At 63.1% G+C, this 15,303-nt stretch carries 17 protein-coding genes; 2 read left to right on the forward strand and 15 right to left on the reverse strand.

What is annotated here, in order from left to right; translation table 11 throughout:
• Window positions 1–21 precede the first annotated feature (21 nt).
• From phnE to CAF78_RS15365, 4 genes are read right to left on the reverse strand one after another with little or no spacing between them, the layout of a single operon-like run.
• Complete coding sequence (gene phnE / locus CAF78_RS15350) at window positions 22–789, reverse strand: phosphonate ABC transporter, permease protein PhnE (protein WP_085673729.1); 768 nt, start codon at window positions 787–789, stop codon at window positions 22–24.
• Window positions 786–1,613: an ABC transporter permease gene (locus CAF78_RS15355; RefSeq protein ID WP_085673731.1), complete on the reverse strand. Its 828-nt coding sequence runs from the start codon at window positions 1,611–1,613 to the stop codon at window positions 786–788. Before CAF78_RS15355 ends, phnE begins: the two co-directional genes overlap by 4 nt.
• Window positions 1,607–2,404, reverse strand: coding sequence for a phosphonate ABC transporter ATP-binding protein (locus tag CAF78_RS15360; protein WP_085673733.1), 798 nt, complete (start codon window positions 2,402–2,404; stop codon window positions 1,607–1,609). The genes CAF78_RS15355 and CAF78_RS15360 overlap by 7 nt, the downstream gene beginning before the upstream one ends.
• Window positions 2,401–3,255, reverse strand: a complete 855-nt coding sequence (locus tag CAF78_RS15365) for a putative selenate ABC transporter substrate-binding protein (protein ID WP_085673734.1) — start codon at window positions 3,253–3,255, stop codon at window positions 2,401–2,403. Before CAF78_RS15365 ends, CAF78_RS15360 begins: the two co-directional genes overlap by 4 nt.
• A 126-nt stretch (window positions 3,256–3,381) precedes the next feature.
• Between CAF78_RS15365 and selD the strand changes: the two genes are divergently transcribed.
• Both selD and mnmH read left to right on the forward strand, forming a co-directional pair.
• Window positions 3,382–4,416 (forward strand): selenide, water dikinase SelD, encoded by a 1,035-nt coding sequence (gene selD, locus CAF78_RS15370; RefSeq protein ID WP_085673736.1) that lies wholly within the window; start codon window positions 3,382–3,384, stop codon window positions 4,414–4,416.
• On the forward strand, window positions 4,416–5,528 hold the full coding sequence (gene mnmH / locus CAF78_RS15375; RefSeq protein WP_085673738.1) for a tRNA 2-selenouridine(34) synthase MnmH: 1,113 nt from the start codon (window positions 4,416–4,418) through the stop codon (window positions 5,526–5,528). Before selD ends, mnmH begins: the two co-directional genes overlap by 1 nt.
• A gap of 52 nt (window positions 5,529–5,580) precedes the next feature.
• Here the strand turns inward: mnmH and CAF78_RS15380 are convergent, their stop codons facing one another.
• The 11 genes from CAF78_RS15380 to cyoA form a co-directional block, all read right to left on the reverse strand.
• On the reverse strand, window positions 5,581–5,961 hold the full coding sequence (locus CAF78_RS15380) for a lysozyme inhibitor LprI family protein (RefSeq protein WP_085673740.1): 381 nt from the start codon (window positions 5,959–5,961) through the stop codon (window positions 5,581–5,583).
• An 11-nt stretch (window positions 5,962–5,972) separates the two neighbouring features.
• Window positions 5,973–6,512, reverse strand: coding sequence for a hypothetical protein (locus CAF78_RS15385; protein ID WP_085674111.1), 540 nt, complete (start codon window positions 6,510–6,512; stop codon window positions 5,973–5,975).
• An 11-nt stretch (window positions 6,513–6,523) separates the two neighbouring features.
• Window positions 6,524–7,087, reverse strand: coding sequence for a GNAT family N-acetyltransferase (locus tag CAF78_RS15390; protein WP_085673742.1), 564 nt, complete (start codon window positions 7,085–7,087; stop codon window positions 6,524–6,526).
• 99 nt (window positions 7,088–7,186) lie between these two features.
• A complete protein-coding gene (locus CAF78_RS15395; RefSeq protein WP_079229671.1) occupies window positions 7,187–7,570 on the reverse strand; it encodes a YkgJ family cysteine cluster protein in 384 nt (127 codons plus the stop codon).
• A 150-nt stretch (window positions 7,571–7,720) separates the two neighbouring features.
• Window positions 7,721–8,929, reverse strand: coding sequence for an alanine transaminase (gene alaC, locus CAF78_RS15400; protein ID WP_085673744.1), 1,209 nt, complete (start codon window positions 8,927–8,929; stop codon window positions 7,721–7,723).
• A 174-nt stretch (window positions 8,930–9,103) separates the two neighbouring features.
• Complete coding sequence (locus CAF78_RS15405) at window positions 9,104–10,228, reverse strand: hypothetical protein (protein ID WP_085673747.1); 1,125 nt, start codon at window positions 10,226–10,228, stop codon at window positions 9,104–9,106.
• Window positions 10,229–10,362: 134 nt separating this feature from the next.
• Entirely contained in the window at window positions 10,363–11,250 is an 888-nt protein-coding gene (cyoE, locus tag CAF78_RS15410; protein ID WP_085673749.1) for a heme o synthase, read from the reverse strand.
• A gap of 11 nt (window positions 11,251–11,261) precedes the next feature.
• Window positions 11,262–11,594, reverse strand: a complete 333-nt coding sequence (gene cyoD, locus CAF78_RS15415) for a cytochrome o ubiquinol oxidase subunit IV (protein WP_054887538.1) — start codon at window positions 11,592–11,594, stop codon at window positions 11,262–11,264.
• Entirely contained in the window at window positions 11,594–12,217 is a 624-nt protein-coding gene (gene cyoC / locus CAF78_RS15420) for a cytochrome o ubiquinol oxidase subunit III (protein ID WP_027920308.1), read from the reverse strand. Before cyoC ends, cyoD begins: the two co-directional genes overlap by 1 nt.
• Window positions 12,218–12,220: 3 nt before the next feature.
• Window positions 12,221–14,239: a cytochrome o ubiquinol oxidase subunit I gene (cyoB, locus tag CAF78_RS15425; RefSeq protein ID WP_085673751.1), complete on the reverse strand. Its 2,019-nt coding sequence runs from the start codon at window positions 14,237–14,239 to the stop codon at window positions 12,221–12,223.
• Between the two features lie 3 nt (window positions 14,240–14,242).
• Entirely contained in the window at window positions 14,243–15,187 is a 945-nt protein-coding gene (cyoA, locus tag CAF78_RS15430) for a ubiquinol oxidase subunit II (RefSeq protein WP_085673753.1), read from the reverse strand.
• Window positions 15,188–15,303: the final 116 nt, after the last annotated feature.

Genomic DNA, 15,303 nt, shown 5'->3' on the forward strand with positions numbered 1-15,303 from the left:
CTTTGCAGCCCCGGCGATCTGTCAGGCCCGCACATACCGCTGGCGCAACACGTCACTGAAGGCATCCACCAGTAACACCAACACCAGCATTGCCATGATGACCGTACTGGCCTGGGCCTCCTGGAACAGGCTCAGCGTGGTATAGAGCATCTGCCCCAACCCACCTGCCCCAACAAACCCCAGCACACTGGCCATGCGGATGTTGTTCTCCCAGCGGTACAGGCTGTACGCCAGCAATTGTGGCCACAGGTTCGGCAAGGTCCCGAAACAGAACGCCGCCACCTGCCCCCCGCCTTGCAGGCGAATCGCCGCAGCAGGCTCTGCCGGCGCATTCTCCAGCGCCTCGGCGAACAGGCGCCCGAGCACCCCGGACGTGTGCAGCGCCAGGGCCAAGGTACCGGCATTGGGCCCCAGACCCGCCGCCAATACCGTCAAGGCAGCCCACACCAACTCCGGAATGGCCCGCAAGGCATTGAGCAGCAACCGCGCCAGCGATTGCAGCGGCCAACCGAAGCGCCCCGCCGCCGGCAAGGCCAGCAGCATGCCGAGGAACATCGCCAGCAACGTGCCCAGCCCTGACATGGCGAGGGTCTCCAGGGCCCCTCGCACTACGGCTTGCAGGTGCTCGACTGAAAAGTCCGGATGCAGGAAGCGGGCGGCATACTCGCCCATCTGCCCCAATCCGCCATCACCCACCAGGGCATGCAGGTCCAGCTCCAGATAACCGAACGACGCCACCACTGCCGCCAGGATGGCAACGATCACCAGCAGGTTGATCACCCGGTTCATGCCAGCCTCCCGCGCAGGAAGCGGCTGAGCAGGTCAGCCAACAGCACCAGGCCGAGGAACGCCAGCAACATGCTCGCCACCTCGCCCCCGGCGAACATGCGCATCGACAGGTCGATCTGCTGCCCCAGCCCGCCGGCACCGACAAAGCCCATCACCACCGAAGCACGCACCGCACATTCCCAGCGGTAGACGGTGTACGACACCACCTCCGCCGACGCACTGGGCAGGATGCCGTAGAAGAATGCCGTCAAACGGCCGCTACCACCCTGCAACAAAGCATGCGCCGGGCGCTGGTCGACCGATTCGAAGATTTCCGCGTAGACCTTGCCGAGCATGCCGCTGTAGGTAATGGCGATGGCCAGCACCCCGGCCGTCGGCCCCAGGCCCACGGCCCGCACGAACAGCAGCGCCCAGACGATCTCCGGCACGCTGCGCAGGAAAATCAGCAAGCCGCGAACGGGCAGGCGCAGCACGCGCGACCACAACCCTGCCCGGCCACCACGGGAGGCGGCGCGCAGTGACAGCGCACGGCTGGCCAGCAGGCTGGTCGGGACCGCCAGCAACAGCGCCAGGGCCATGCCGGCAGTGGCCACGGCCAGGGTCTGCAAGGTGGATTCGTACAACAACGTGAGGAATTCGGCACTGTGCGCCGGCGGCCAGAACGCACGGGTGAAGCTGGCGATCTGCTGACGGTTTTCCGCCTGCAGTAAAACCCCCGGGTTCAGTTCGCTCAATTGCAGCCCTGGCCACAGCACGGCCAACGCCAGCAAAGTCAGCAGCAACCGCGGCAACGCGGCCGGGTCGCGGGCGTCGGCCTTCAGCATCGCGGAATCTGCACAGTCAGGGTCGGCCCCTGGTCTTGCGCTGGCGAACCCAGTTGCTCGTTGGCGTACAGCGCCTCCAGCAATTGCTCGGTCACCGCCTCGGCCGGGCAGTCGAACGCCACCTGCCCTTCACGAATACCGATCACCCGCGGAAAGTGCGCCAGCGCCAGGTCCACCGCATGCAGGCTGGCCACCAGGGTCACGCCATGGGCCTGGGCATGGCGATTGAGCAGCGCCAGGCTGTGATCGGCCAACACCGGGTCCATGGCCGACACCGGCTCGTCGGTCAACAGCACTTGCGGGCGCTGATACAACGCCCGGGCAATGCCGACCCGCTGCAACTGGCCACCGGACAACTGCCCGCACTGGACGAACAGCTTGTCGGCCAGGCCCAGCTCGGCCAAGGCCTGGCGCGCCCCCGGCACGTCGGTCGGATACACCAGGTTAAGCAGGCCACGCAGCAGCCCCCACTGCCCCAGGCGCCCCGCCAGCACCGCCGTTACCACGCGCTGGCGCGGCGGCAGAGGCGGCGCCTGGTGCACCAGGCCGATGCGCGCGCGCAGGCGCTGACGCGCCCCGGCAGACAGCGCCCAGGGCTGCTCACCGAACAGCTCCAAGTGCCCGCTGCTAGGTTGCACGGCGGTGGCCATCAGGTGCAGCAAGCTGGACTTGCCGGCCCCCGAGGGGCCGATGATCGCGACCCGCTCACCCTTGGCGATGCTCAGGGTGACCCCATCGAGCGCGCGGACCTGGCCGTGGCGCAGGCCGGCGCCGTGTACATGAATAGTCACTTGAGCAGGCCGGCCTCACGTGCGGCTTGCTCGGTGCCCTCATAGTTCTCGGGCTTGGTCTCGATGAAGCGGCTGGCCGCCTGCAGGTCGAGGATCGCCTTGTGCTCCGGGTTGGCCGGGTCGAGGTCGAGGAAGGCCTGCTTGATCTTTTCTTTCAGCGCCGGGTCCATGTTGCCGCGCACGGTCCAGTTGTAGTCGTAGTAGGCCGGCGTGGTGGCGAACACCTTGACCTTGCTGGTGTCGACCTTGCCGGCATCGACCAGCTTCTGCCAGACGCTGGCATTGAGCACGCCGCCATCGACCTTGCCGGCCTGCACCCAGGCGACAGTGGCGTCGTGGGCACCGGAGTAGGCCACGCGGCTGAAGTAGCTCTCAGGCTTGATGTTGTCTTCCTTGAGCATGAAGTAACGCGGCATCAGGCTGCCCGAGGTGGACGAGATCGAACCGAAGGCGAACGACTTGCCCTTGAGGTCGGCCAGGCTCTTCACGGCGGGGTTGGCGGTGATGAATTTGGAGGTGAACTGGGCGTCCTGCTCACGCTGCACCAGCGGCGTGGCGGTCGGGTCTTTCAGGTGCACCTGGACGAAGGTGAACCCGCCCAGCCAGGCCATGTCCAGGCGGTCGCTGGCCAGCGACTCGACCACCGCCGGGTAGTCGGCCACCGGCACGAACTTCACGTCCATGCCCAGTTGCCTGGACAGGTACTTGCCCAGTGGCTCGAACTTGCGCAGCAGCTCGGTCGGCGCTTCGTCGGGGATGGCACTGACCCGCAAGGTGTCGGCAGCCTGGGCAACTACGGCACAGCAGGACAGCACGAGGCCGGCGGCGAGCGCCAGGGGGCGTTTGAGCATGGGAGTTCTCCGGTTCAATAGCGGGGAAAGTGCCGGCAACGCGCCGACGCTGGGAATTATAAGAGGCGCAGGCACAAAGGCCAGCTTTGCTACAATCGCGCAACAAATTGATCCCCTGAGGTGCATATGAGCGAGCCGATTCGCCTGACCCAGTACAGCCACGGTGCCGGCTGTGGCTGCAAGATCTCCCCCAAGGTGCTGGATGTGATCCTTGCCGAAAGCGGCGCCCAGGCCCTGGACCCGAAGCTGTGGGTCGGCAATGCCTCGCGTGACGACGCCGCCGTGTATGCCCTGGACGACGAGCGCGGGGTGGTGTCGACCACCGATTTCTTCATGCCGATCGTCGACGACCCATACGATTTCGGCCGCATCGCCGCGACCAACGCCATCAGCGACATCTATGCCATGGGCGGCGACCCGCTGATGGCCATCGCCATCCTCGGCTGGCCGGTCAACGTGCTGCCACCGGAAGTCGCCCGCGAAGTGATCCGCGGCGGCCGCGCCGTGTGCGCCGAAGCCGGTATCCCGCTGGCCGGCGGCCACTCCATCGACGCCCCCGAGCCGATCTTCGGCCTGGCTGTGACCGGCGTGGTCAGCAAGCGCCACCTCAAGCGCAACGACACCGCCACCGCCGGTTGCCGCCTGTACCTGACCAAGCCACTGGGCATCGGTATCCTCACCACCGCCGAGAAGAAGGCCAAGTTGCGCGAGCAGGACCAGGGCCTGGCACGCGACTGGATGTGCACGCTGAACACCCCGGGCAGCCGCTTCGGCAAGCTCGACGGGGTCACCGCGATGACCGACGTGACCGGTTTCGGCCTGCTCGGCCACCTGGTCGAGCTGGCTGAAGGCAGTGGCCTGACCGCTCGGCTGGACTATGCCGCCGTGCCGCGCCTGCCGAGTGTCGACCACTACCTGGCCGAGGGCTGCATCCCTGGCGGGACCCTGCGCAACTTCGACAGCTACGGGCACAAGCTCGGTACGCTGACCGACGAGCAGAAGCACCTGCTGTGCGACCCGCAGACCAGCGGTGGCCTGCTGGTTGCCGTTACCCCTGAAGGCGAGGCCGAGTTCCTTGCGCTGGCCGCCGAACTGGGCCTGAACCTGTCGCCGATCGGCCAGCTGGTCGAGCGACAGAGCCACGCGGTCGAGGTGAACTGATGCGCCCCGACTGCACCGACTTCCGTCAATTGTTCCTGAACGACGCGCCGATGATGGACATGCGCGCGCCGATCGAATTTGCCAAGGGTGCCTTCCCCGGCACCGTCAACCTGCCGCTGATGAATGACCAGGAGCGGCAGAAGGTCGGCACCTGCTACAAGCAGCAGGGCCAGGCCGCCGCCATCACCCTCGGCTACCAGCTGGTCAGCGGCGCCACCCTGCGCGAGCGCCTGCACGCCTGGGTCAGCTTTGCCAAAAAGCACCCCGACGGTTACCTGTACTGTGCCCGCGGCGGCCTGCGCTCACTGCTCGTGCAAAACGTGTTGCGTGACGAGGCCGGCATCGACTACCCGCGGATCAAGGGCGGGTACAAGGCGATGCGCAGCTTCCTGCTGAACACCACCCAGCAGGCAGTCGAGCAATGCGACTTCATTCTCATCGGCGGCCTCACTGGCACCGGCAAGACCGATGTGTTGCACCAGCTCGGCAACGCGCTCGATCTTGAAGGCCATGCCAACCACCGCGGATCCAGCTTCGGCAAGCGTGCCACCGCGCAGCCGGCGCAGATCGACTTCGAGAACAAGCTGGCCGTCGACGTGCTGAAAAAGCGTGCCCGTGGCATCGACCAGTTCGTGCTTGAGGATGAAGGCCGTATCGTCGGCAGCTGCTCGGTACCGCTGGAGCTCTATCACGGCATGCAGCACTACCCGATGGTGTGGCTGGAGGACAGCTTCGACAACCGCGTGGAGCGCCTGCTGCGCGACTACGGGATAAGTCTGTTCGCCGAATTCATCGACAAGTACGGTGAAGACCAGGGGCGCCACCTGTATGCCGAGCGGCTGACGCAAAGCATGGGCAACATTCGCAAGCGCCTTGGTGGCGAGCGCTACCAGCGCATGTCCGAACTGCTGCACCAGGCGCTGGAAGAGCAGCTGCGCAGTGGCGAGGTGGGTCTGCACCGCGGCTGGCTGGAGGTCTTGCTCAAGGAGTATTACGACCCGATGTATGCCTACCAGCGCGAGGCCAAGGCCGAGCGCATCGAGTTTGCCGGGGATGGTGTTGAAGTGCGCGAGTATCTCAAGGCCCGCGCCCTGCGCCAACACCGAAAATAAATCGGTCTCTGTGGGAGCGGGCTTGCCCGCGAATGGGCCAGCCCAGGCAACCTCACTGCCCCGGGCTGAGCACCCGCTCCAGCTCCGCCGCCCGCTCGCGGGTCATGTCCAGTACGCACATGCCCCCTTCGAGCTGCGCCAGGGTCCCGCCACTGGCCTGCACATGGAACGTGCAGTTCGCATCGCGATAGGCGATCCACTGCCGCTGCACATCGCGCAGGCTCTTCTGCGGCGCGGGCTGGAGCTTGCTTGTCAGCTGCTTGTAGACCCGATTCAGGCGCTGGTCCTGCAGTTGGGTCTCCGCCTGGATGCAACTGCTCATGGCCACCGTGCTGGAGGCCTTGTCCATGCACTGGCTGTAGGCCGGCGAGTTGTCGTCGGCCAGCGCCATCGGCGCAAGGAAGGCCAGGAGGGTCAGGTATCGCTTGTTCATCGCAAATCCCTTCATAGCGTATGTACCGGCTCTGGCGGCATCAGTACCTTGCCCGGCTCGAACTGCAGCGCTGGCATCTGGGTCGCCGCATAAGCAGTAACGGCCAGCGCCGCGATCAGGGCGACATCCAGCCAGTTCCAGCTTGGTACCTCGTCACGGCTGCGTGCGACCCGGCACTGCCAGGCCTGGCCTGCACAGAATACCGCGATTGCCGCCAGCCAGAGGTAGAAGCCGGCGCCGAAGCCGGTGCGGTGGGTGAATGCGTAGCTGATGTTGTCCGGCAGGCGTTCGATGCCGAAGCTGCTGGCAGCCAGGTACAACGCACCCAGGCCAAGCAGCAAGGCCAGCCGACGCAGGCGTCGATGGCAAAGGATGGCCACTGCCAGCAGCGGGTTGGCGAACCACTGGAACATGCCGAAGGGGATGCCCCAGGGGCCGTAGAGGAACATCTGCAGCGCCGGCATGTGCCTGCCGCCGCTCATCAGGGCTCCGTCGAAGGCCAGGCTCAGCAGGTAGAGGGCAAGGCTCAGGGTCAGGTAAAACCCAGGCAAGCGGGCCAGGCTCATGCGACAGGGGGTTCGAGCAGCAGGCCGTAGATACCCGAGTCGGTCAGTTCGCCCGCCACGCACCAGCGCGCCCGCAGTGTCCCTTCAAGCACGAAGCCCTGGCGCTCGAGGGTGCGCGCCGAGCCCTGGTTGCGCGGGTCGATCTCGCCTTCGAGGCGGCGCATGTGCAGGGTGTGGGCGATGTAGTCGATGAAGCAGGTGAGCGCTTCGTCCATGTAGCCCCTGCCCTGCACCGCACTGGCCAGGCAATAGCCGATTTCGCCACGGCGCGAGACATCGTCGATGTTGAACAGCTGGACCATGCCGATCAGTTCGCCATTGTCGCGGCGGTACATGCCCAGCTTGAGCTGGTCGCCATTGGCATAGGCTTCGCGGTCGGCGGCCAGGGCGCTTTCCGCTTCGGCCAGGTCTTGCCAGGGGGCATGGTGCCAGTAACGCATGACCTCGGGGTCGGCCATGATCGTCAGCCATTGCTCAGCGTCGGCATGGCGCATAGGGCGCAGCTGCAGGCGCGGGCTGTCGAGGCAGAGGTCAGTGGGGAAACTGCGGGGTGGGGTCACACCGGATCTCCTGTCCATTGCTGGGGAGATGACAGTTTAACGTCATGTGACCAGTTCGAGCATCCCGGGGCTCTGTAGGAGCGCCCTTGTGTGGTGGAGTCAGGCCACCTCGGCCCCATCGTCCGGCCAATGCGGCTCGTTGGCCCCAGGCGGGGTCAGTGGCGGCAAGCCATAGGCCGCCCGCGCATCGTCGCAACTCGGGTTATGCACACCACCCTCCCACGACGCCTCGAACTCGCGGCACGGGCTGGAACGGTTGGCGTAGATGGTGCACGCCACCTCGGTACCGATCTCGCCCTGCAGGCTCACGCAGCGGCAAGGCTTGGCGTCGGTGCCGATCATGGCAACGCGGGTGGGGTTGATCTGTACCACCAGGTCATCCGGCACAAGGCCGCCGGCAGACTGGCATTCGCCCCAGAAAAAGGACACACGGAAATACCCGCAGCAGGCGCCGCAGTCAAGGCAAGGGTTGTATTCGGACATGATGGCACGGAGGGAAGGTTGTTGTTATCGGGGCTGGGCCCGCGCGCCATTTGTAATCGAAGCCAGGTCGGCTGAGAAGAGGGGCATGCAAAAATAGTTTGCCGTTGATCCGGCAGTGCCGTGCCCGCCAAAGCGGGCCCGGCTGAAGCGCTACTTCCGGGTCAGGCCATCGGCACGGAACATCTGGCGGATACCGCGAATCGCCTGGCGAATGCGGTCCTGGTTCTCGATCAGGGCGAAGCGCACATGGTCATCGCCGTAATCACCAAAACCGATCCCCGGCGACACACAGACCTTGGCTTCGGCCAGCAGCTTCTTGGAGAACTCCAGCGAGCCCAGGTGCGCGTACTGCTCCGGGATCTTCGCCCACACGTACATCGACGCCTTGGGGTTCTCGACCATCCAGCCCAGCTCGTGCAGGCCCTTGACCAGCAGGTTGCGGCGCTGGCGGTACTGCTCGGCGATGTCACGCACACACTGCTGGTCGCCTTCCAGCGCGGCGATGGCAGCGACCTGCAGCGGGGTGAAGGTGCCGTAGTCGTGGTAGCTCTTGATCCGCGCCAGGGCACTGACCAGCTCGGGGTTGCCGACCATGAAGCCGATCCGCCAGCCGGCCATGTTGTAGCTCTTGGACAGGGTGAAGAACTCCACCGCGATGTCCTTGGCGCCCGGCACCTGCATGATCGACGGGGCCTTCCAGCCGTCGTAGACGATGTCGGCGTAGGCCAGGTCGTGCACCACCAGTACATCGTACTGCTTGGCCAGGGCGACCACGCGCTCGAAGAAATCCAGCTCCACGCACTGGGCCGTGGGGTTGGACGGGAAGCCGAGGATCATCATCTTCGGCTTGGGGATCGACTCGCGGATCGCCCGCTCCAGCTCGTTGAAGAAATCCACCCCCGGCACCAGTGGCACGGAGCGCACCTGCGCACCGGCGATCACGGCACCGTAGATGTGGATCGGGTAGCTCGGGTTGGGCACCAGCACGGTGTCGCCGTGGTCGAGGGTGCCGAGCATCAGGTGCGCCAGGCCCTCTTTCGAGCCGATGGTGACGATGGCTTCGCTTTCCGGGTCGATGTCGACCTCGTAGCGTTCCTTGTACCAGTTGGAGATGGCCCGGCGCAGGCGCGGAATGCCGCGGGAGGTGGAGTAGCCATGGGTGTCCTCACGCTGGGCGACCTGCACCAGCTTCTCGACGATGTGCGGCGGGGTCGCGCCATCGGGGTTGCCCATGCTCAGGTCGATGATGTCCTCGCCACGACGGCGGGCAGCCATCTTGAGTTCGGCCGTGATGTTGAAAACGTAAGGGGGGAGACGATCGATGCGCGCGAAGCGGCGCGGCGAACCTGGATTGGCCATGGTTTCCTCTGAAGACGTAAGCGCCCGGAACCGTCCGAGCGACGCTGGCCGCTGCGGCGGCCGAAAAAGAGGATAGTGCCGCCTCGAATAGCATGTAAAGGCATTTTTCCTGTTTATATATATTTTTTCAGATGGTTAGATCGAAATTCATATATTTCCAGGACTTGGAAGAATTCACTTCAAAGCCTCGTACGTGCGTTGATCCCACTGCTTCAGACCCAACCCCTCGCTCGGCTGCATGTGTGCACCCCTCACCTCGCTGAAGGGCTTATCCTTGAGGCCGTGGTGAACCTTGCGTTCGTCGCCCTGCCCCTCTTCGAAATAGGTATAGGATTTGCCGCGCATGGCCAGGTAAATCGCATCGTCGCTGGTTAGCGCCTGGTGATGCACCATCAGTTGCCGATCATCCAGCTGCAGGCACTTTTCCAGGCTGACGCCCCAACCCTTCAGGCAACACTCGGCCAGATGTCGCACGATGCGGCCAGGTGCCTTGCAGGTGTCACCCCGCCCTTCGCCCGTCGGTGAAGCATTGCCCACCAGTGTGGCGTGACGCCCCGGCATCGGGTAAATGCTCATACGCGTACCAACGGCCACCTCCGGCACCACGCAGGCGAACCCCCGGGAGCGTTCGTCGCGGGCGTAGAAACCGACATACTGCTTGACGTTTGCTGCCAGCACGGCGCGCGTCTTCTGCAAATTGAGCATCCCTGGAACCGGGTCGATGGCCAGGATGTTCACCGCTATGTGCTGCAAGGCAGGGTCCTGCGCCATGGCGTTGGCAAGCATGTGGCAGCTGATGCCGCCGCGGCTCCAGCCAATCAGGTTGACCTGTTCGGGTATCAACTGCTTGCGGAACTGGCGGATGATCTGCTCCTGCAGCGCTTGCGGGGTGACCCGCTTGCCGTAATCGTATCGTTCGCGGAACCAGTTGCCGGTTCCCTTGGCCTCCTCAATCGGTGCACCGGCCGCTTTCAGGCGCTCGTACTCGCCCTGGGTGCGCTCGCCTCGCTGCCACAGGCTCTCGCCCTTGATCACTTGCAAGGCATGCTGGACATTCTCATCCCAGCCGCTGCCGAGCAACGTTCCCATTGCCGCACCATGGTCGCCATCATCGACGAACAGGTTGTCGTCCTGAAGATTGCCGCTGCCCGGCCCATCGACCACGATCTTGTCGGCAAACTCCCGCCCCTGATCATTGAAGGCGAGCAGCGAGATCAGCTCGCCATCCCAATAGTCAGGGTGGCTGACATCGCCTGCGGTAGCCCCGGTGCCGCAGAAGTACACGTTGAACACACTCATGCCTGTTTTCTCCGATTGGCTGAAGCACGAACGGTAGCGCCGCAGTCGCCGGCGCTATCAGCCGGAAGCGCTGAACCACAGGCAATAAAAAACCCCGGCACATGGCCGGGGTTTTCGGGTAACAGGCGTCTGTATCAGCGCGCGTAGGTCATCAGCACGTCTGCAGCGGTCTGGCTGTCCACACCCATCATCACGCTCAAGGCAGTGACGGTGAGGATGGAGAAGCCGAACACCTTGCGCGCCCACTTGCTGTCGTCTTCCGCCTTGTAGCCACCCCAGGCCATGTACAGCCAGTACAGGCCCATGGCTGCCGCCACGGCCAGGTAGCCGAGGCCGGCGTAACCGCCGAGGGTGAGCATCAAGGTGGCGAGCAGGAAGGCCAGCACGTACAGCACGATCTGCTTCTTCGCCGCGAGGATGCCGCGTGCCACCGGCAGGACCGGAATGTTGGCAGCGCTGTAATCCTTGAAGCGGAAGATGGCGATGGCGAAGCTGTGCGGCATCTGCCACAGGCTGAACATCACCAGCAGGGTCACTGCGGCCAGGTCGAAGCTGTTGCTCACGGCGCAGTAGCCGATCACCGGAGGCATGGCACCGGACAGGCTGCCGACCAAGGTGCCGTGCACCGATTTGCGCTTCAGCCAGAGGCTGTAGAAACCGACGTAGACGATGAAGCCTACCGCTGCGCAGAACGCCGACAGCGGGTTGGCCTGGACATACAGCAGGCTGAAGCCCGCCACCCCGAGCAGGGTGGCGTAGACCAGCGCGAGGGTCAGCGACATGCCGCCCTGCACCATGACGCGGTTCTTGGTGCGCTCCATCTTGTGGTCGATGTCACGGTCGATGCAGTTGTTGAACACGCATCCGGACGCCACCACCAGCGAAGTACCGATCACCGCCGCCAGGAACAGGGCGAAGTCCACATGGCCCTTCGAGGCAAGGAAGAAACCGCCTGCCACGGAAAGCACGTTACCGAAAATGATCCCCGGTTTGGTGATTTGGATAAAGTGCTTAACGGACATGCAGTCTTACCTCACTTGGCCATCATTTCGAAGTGGATGCTGAACATGATCCACAGCGACAGGCCGACCAGCAGAGCGATTACCAGGGTGGTGAACAGGAACGTCGACACGTTGGAACGCTGCTCTTTCGAGCGGTCCATGTGCAGGAAGTACACAAGGTGTACCACTACCTGAATCACGGCCATGGCCACGATGATCAGAACCGTCAGGTTCTTCGGCAGGCTTGGCGACATGGCCAGGCCGAACGGGATCGCGGTCAGGATGATCGACAGGATGAAGCCGATCATGTACGACTTGACGCTGCCGTGGTTACCTTCGTGATGAGTGTCGTGTGCGTTAGCCATTACAGAACTCCCAGCAGGTAGACGACGGTGAATACGCAGATCCAGACCACGTCCAGGAAGTGCCAGAACAGGCTCAGGCAGCTCATGCGGGTCTTGGCGGTCGGCGTGATGCCGTGCTTGTTGATCTGGTACATCATGATTGCCATCCAGATCAGGCCGGCGGTCACGTGCAGACCGTGGGTACCTACCAGGGCGAAGAAGCCCGACAGGAAGCCACTGCGGGTCGGGCCGAAGCCCTCGCCGATCAGGTGATGGAATTCATAGATTTCCATCGCGATGAAGCCTGCACCGAACAGGAAGGTCACAGCCAACCAGCCCAGCACGCCCGCTTTCTTGCCGTCGAACATCTTCAGCATGGCGAAGCCGAAGGTGATCGAGGACAGCAGCAGGAACAGCGTTTCAACCGCTACGAAGTCGAGCTGGAAGATGTCGTGACCCGACGGGCCGCCGGCAAAACTGCCGGACAGCACCGCGTAGGTGGCGAAGAGCGACGCAAACAGGATGCAGTCGGTCATCAGGTACAGCCAGAAACCGAGGACGGTCATCTGGCCCGAGTCGTGGTGGTGGTCATCGTGAGCATGGTCATGACCATGCGCGCCACCGTGGATTACTTGACTGGACATTGATTACACCCGTTCAAACGATTCGACACGTGCGCCGGCAGGCAGAGCACCTGCTTTGGCCAGCGCTTTGAGACGCTCGCCTTCGATGCGCGCCACTTCTTCGGCCGGAACCATGTAGCCCTGGTCGTCACGCGCAGCGTGGCGAACGAAGACCGCGATGGTTGCCAGCAGGCTCGCGCCAACCAGCCACCAGATGTGCCAGATGAAAGCGAAGCCGAAGACAGTCAGGAACATACCCATGAACAGACCGGTAGCGGTGTTGTTCGGCATGTGGATCGCTTCGTACTTGCCCGGCACCTTGTAGGCAACACCGGCTTCCTTGGCTTCGTTCCAGCAGTCCAGGCCAACTTTCTCTGGCATGTGGGCGAAGTTGTAGAACGGAGGTGGCGACGAGGTCGACCATTCCAGGGTACGGCCGCCCCATGGGTCGCCGGTCACGTCCAGGTTCTGCTCGCGATCGCGGATCGAAACGACGATCTGGATCAGCTGGCAGGCGATACCGAACAGGATCAGCACGGCGCCGGCAACGGCTACGTACAGGTAGGGTTCCCACAGTGGGTTGTCGGAGTGGTTCAGACGACGGGTCATGCCCATGAAGCCCAGGGCGTACAGCGGCATGAACGCTACGTAGAAGCCGGAGATCCAGAACCAGAAGGCAGCTTTGCCCCACTTCTCGTTCAGCTTGAAGCCGAACGCTTTTGGCCACCAGTAGGCGAAGCCGGCGATGTAGCCGAATACCGCACCACCGATGATCACGTTATGGAAGTGAGCGATAACGAACAGGCTGTTGTGCAGCACGAAGTCAGCACCTGGAACAGCCAGCAGAACGCCAGTCATGCCACCGATCGAGAAGGTGATCATGAAGCCCAGGGTCCACAGCATTGGTGCGGTGAAGCGCACACGGCCCTGGTACATGGTGAACAGCCAGTTGAACAGCTTCACACCGGTCGGGATGGAGATCAGCATCGTCGCCAGGCCGAAGAAGGTGTTGACGCTGGCGCCGGCACCCATGGTGAAGAAGTGGTGCAGCCATACGGCGAAGCCCAGAACGGCGATGGCGCCCGATGCGTAGATCATCGAGTGGTGGCCGAACAGACGCTTGCCGGAGAAGGTCGAAGTCACTTCCGAGAACACGCCGAAGGCCGGCAGGATCAGGATGTAAACCTCAGGGTGACCCCACGCCCAGAACAGGTTGACGTACATCATCGGGTTCCCACCAAGCTCGTTGGTGAAAATGTGGAAGTCCAGATAACGGTCAACAGTCAGCAGCGCGAGTGCAGCGGTCAGGATCGGGAACGAAGCCACGATCAGCACGTTGGCCCAGGTGCAGGTCCAGGTGAAGATCGGCATGTCCATCAGCTTCATGCCAGGTGCGCGCATCTTCATCACGGTGACGAGGAAGTTCACGCCGGTCAGTGTCGTACCCAGGCCTGAGAGCTGTAGCGCCCAGATGTAGTAGTCGACACCCACCCCAGGGCTGTACTGAATGCCCGCGAGCGGCGGATAGGCAACCCAGCCGGTCTTGGCGAATTCACCAACGCCCAGCGAGATGTTGACCAGCAGCACGCCTGCCAGCAGCAGGTAGAAGCTCAGGGAGTTCAGGAACGGGAAGGCAACGTCACGTGCACCGATCTGCAGAGGAACCGCCAGGTTCATCAGGCCGGTGAAGAACGGCATCGCCATGAAGATGATCATGATCACACCGTGAGCGGTGAAGATCTGGTCATAGTGTTCAGGCGGCAGGTAGCCTTCGGAGCCACCGGTAGCGGCAGCCAGCTGGGTACGCATCATGATGGCGTCGGCGAAGCCGCGCAGCAGCATGACCATCGCGACGACGATGTACATCACCCCGATTTTCTTGTGGTCGACGGTGGTCAACCACTCGGTCCACAAGTAGGTCCACTTGCGGAAATAGGTGATAGCACCAACGACAGCAATACCCCCGAGCGCGATCATGGCAAGGGTCACCATGACTATCGGCTCGTGGAAGGGTATCGCCTCCAGGGTTAATTTACCGAACATCTCTTACTCCTCTGCACCGGCAGCTGGTTGCATACTCGATTCCACACCCTTGGTTGTGGCCAGATCTTTGCTGCCTGCTTCTTCGTGGCTCGGACGACCGCGGTTCATGCCTTCGTACTTGTCGACGATGATCTGGAACTGGTCAGGCGAGGCCTCGCTGTACAGCGCGACCGGGTTGTTTTCGCTTGGTTTGGCCAAGGCGTCGTATTCGGCCTTGTCCAGCTTCTTCGGCGACTGCTTGACCTCGGCGACCCACTTGTCGAAGTCTTCCTGAGAGGTTGCAGTGGCCTTGAATTTCATGCCGGTGAAGCCAGCACCGCTGTAGTTGGCGCTGATACCGTCGAACTCGCCGTTTTCGTTGGCGATCAGGTGCAGCTTGGTGGTCATGCCCGCCATGGCGTAGATCTGGCCACCCAGGCCCGGGATGAAGAACGAGTTCATCACGGCGTCGGAGGTGACGCGGAAGTTGACCGGGGTGTTAGCCGGGAAGACGATCTTGTTGACCGTGGCAATGCCCTGCTCCGGGTAGATGAACAGCCACTTCCAGTCCAGCGCGACCACGTCGATCTGCACCGGCTTCACATCGGAATCCAGTGGACGGTACGGGTCCAGCTTGTGGGTCGACTTGTAGGTGACGTAGCCCAGGGCGATGATGATGATGATCGGGATGATCCACACCGCGGCTTCGATCTTGGTCGAGTGCGACCAGTCTGGGGTGTAGGTGGCGGCCTTGTTGGAAGCACGGTACTTCCAGGCGAATGCCACGGTCATGATGATGACCGGAATCACCACCAGCAGCATCAGGCCGGTAGCGATCAGGATCAGGTTCTTTTGCTCAATGCCGACCTGACCTTTCGGGTCGAGCAGGGTCCAGTTGCACCCACTGAGTAAAAGCATGCCTAAAAAGGGCAATATGCCAAACAGTCTGGGGTAACGCTTTTTACTCATCTCACGACCTCTAGATCAGCTTGCTTCAATGCAATTTGTGTTTTGGTAGCCAACACTTCGTCCTGCCAAGTGCGGCATTTCGCGCCCGTACTCGCTCCTGCCTGGGTCCGACTGCA

It is taken from the genome of Pseudomonas sp. R28(2017) (assembly GCF_002112505.1).
In the GTDB taxonomy this organism is placed as follows: domain Bacteria; phylum Pseudomonadota; class Gammaproteobacteria; order Pseudomonadales; family Pseudomonadaceae; genus Aquipseudomonas.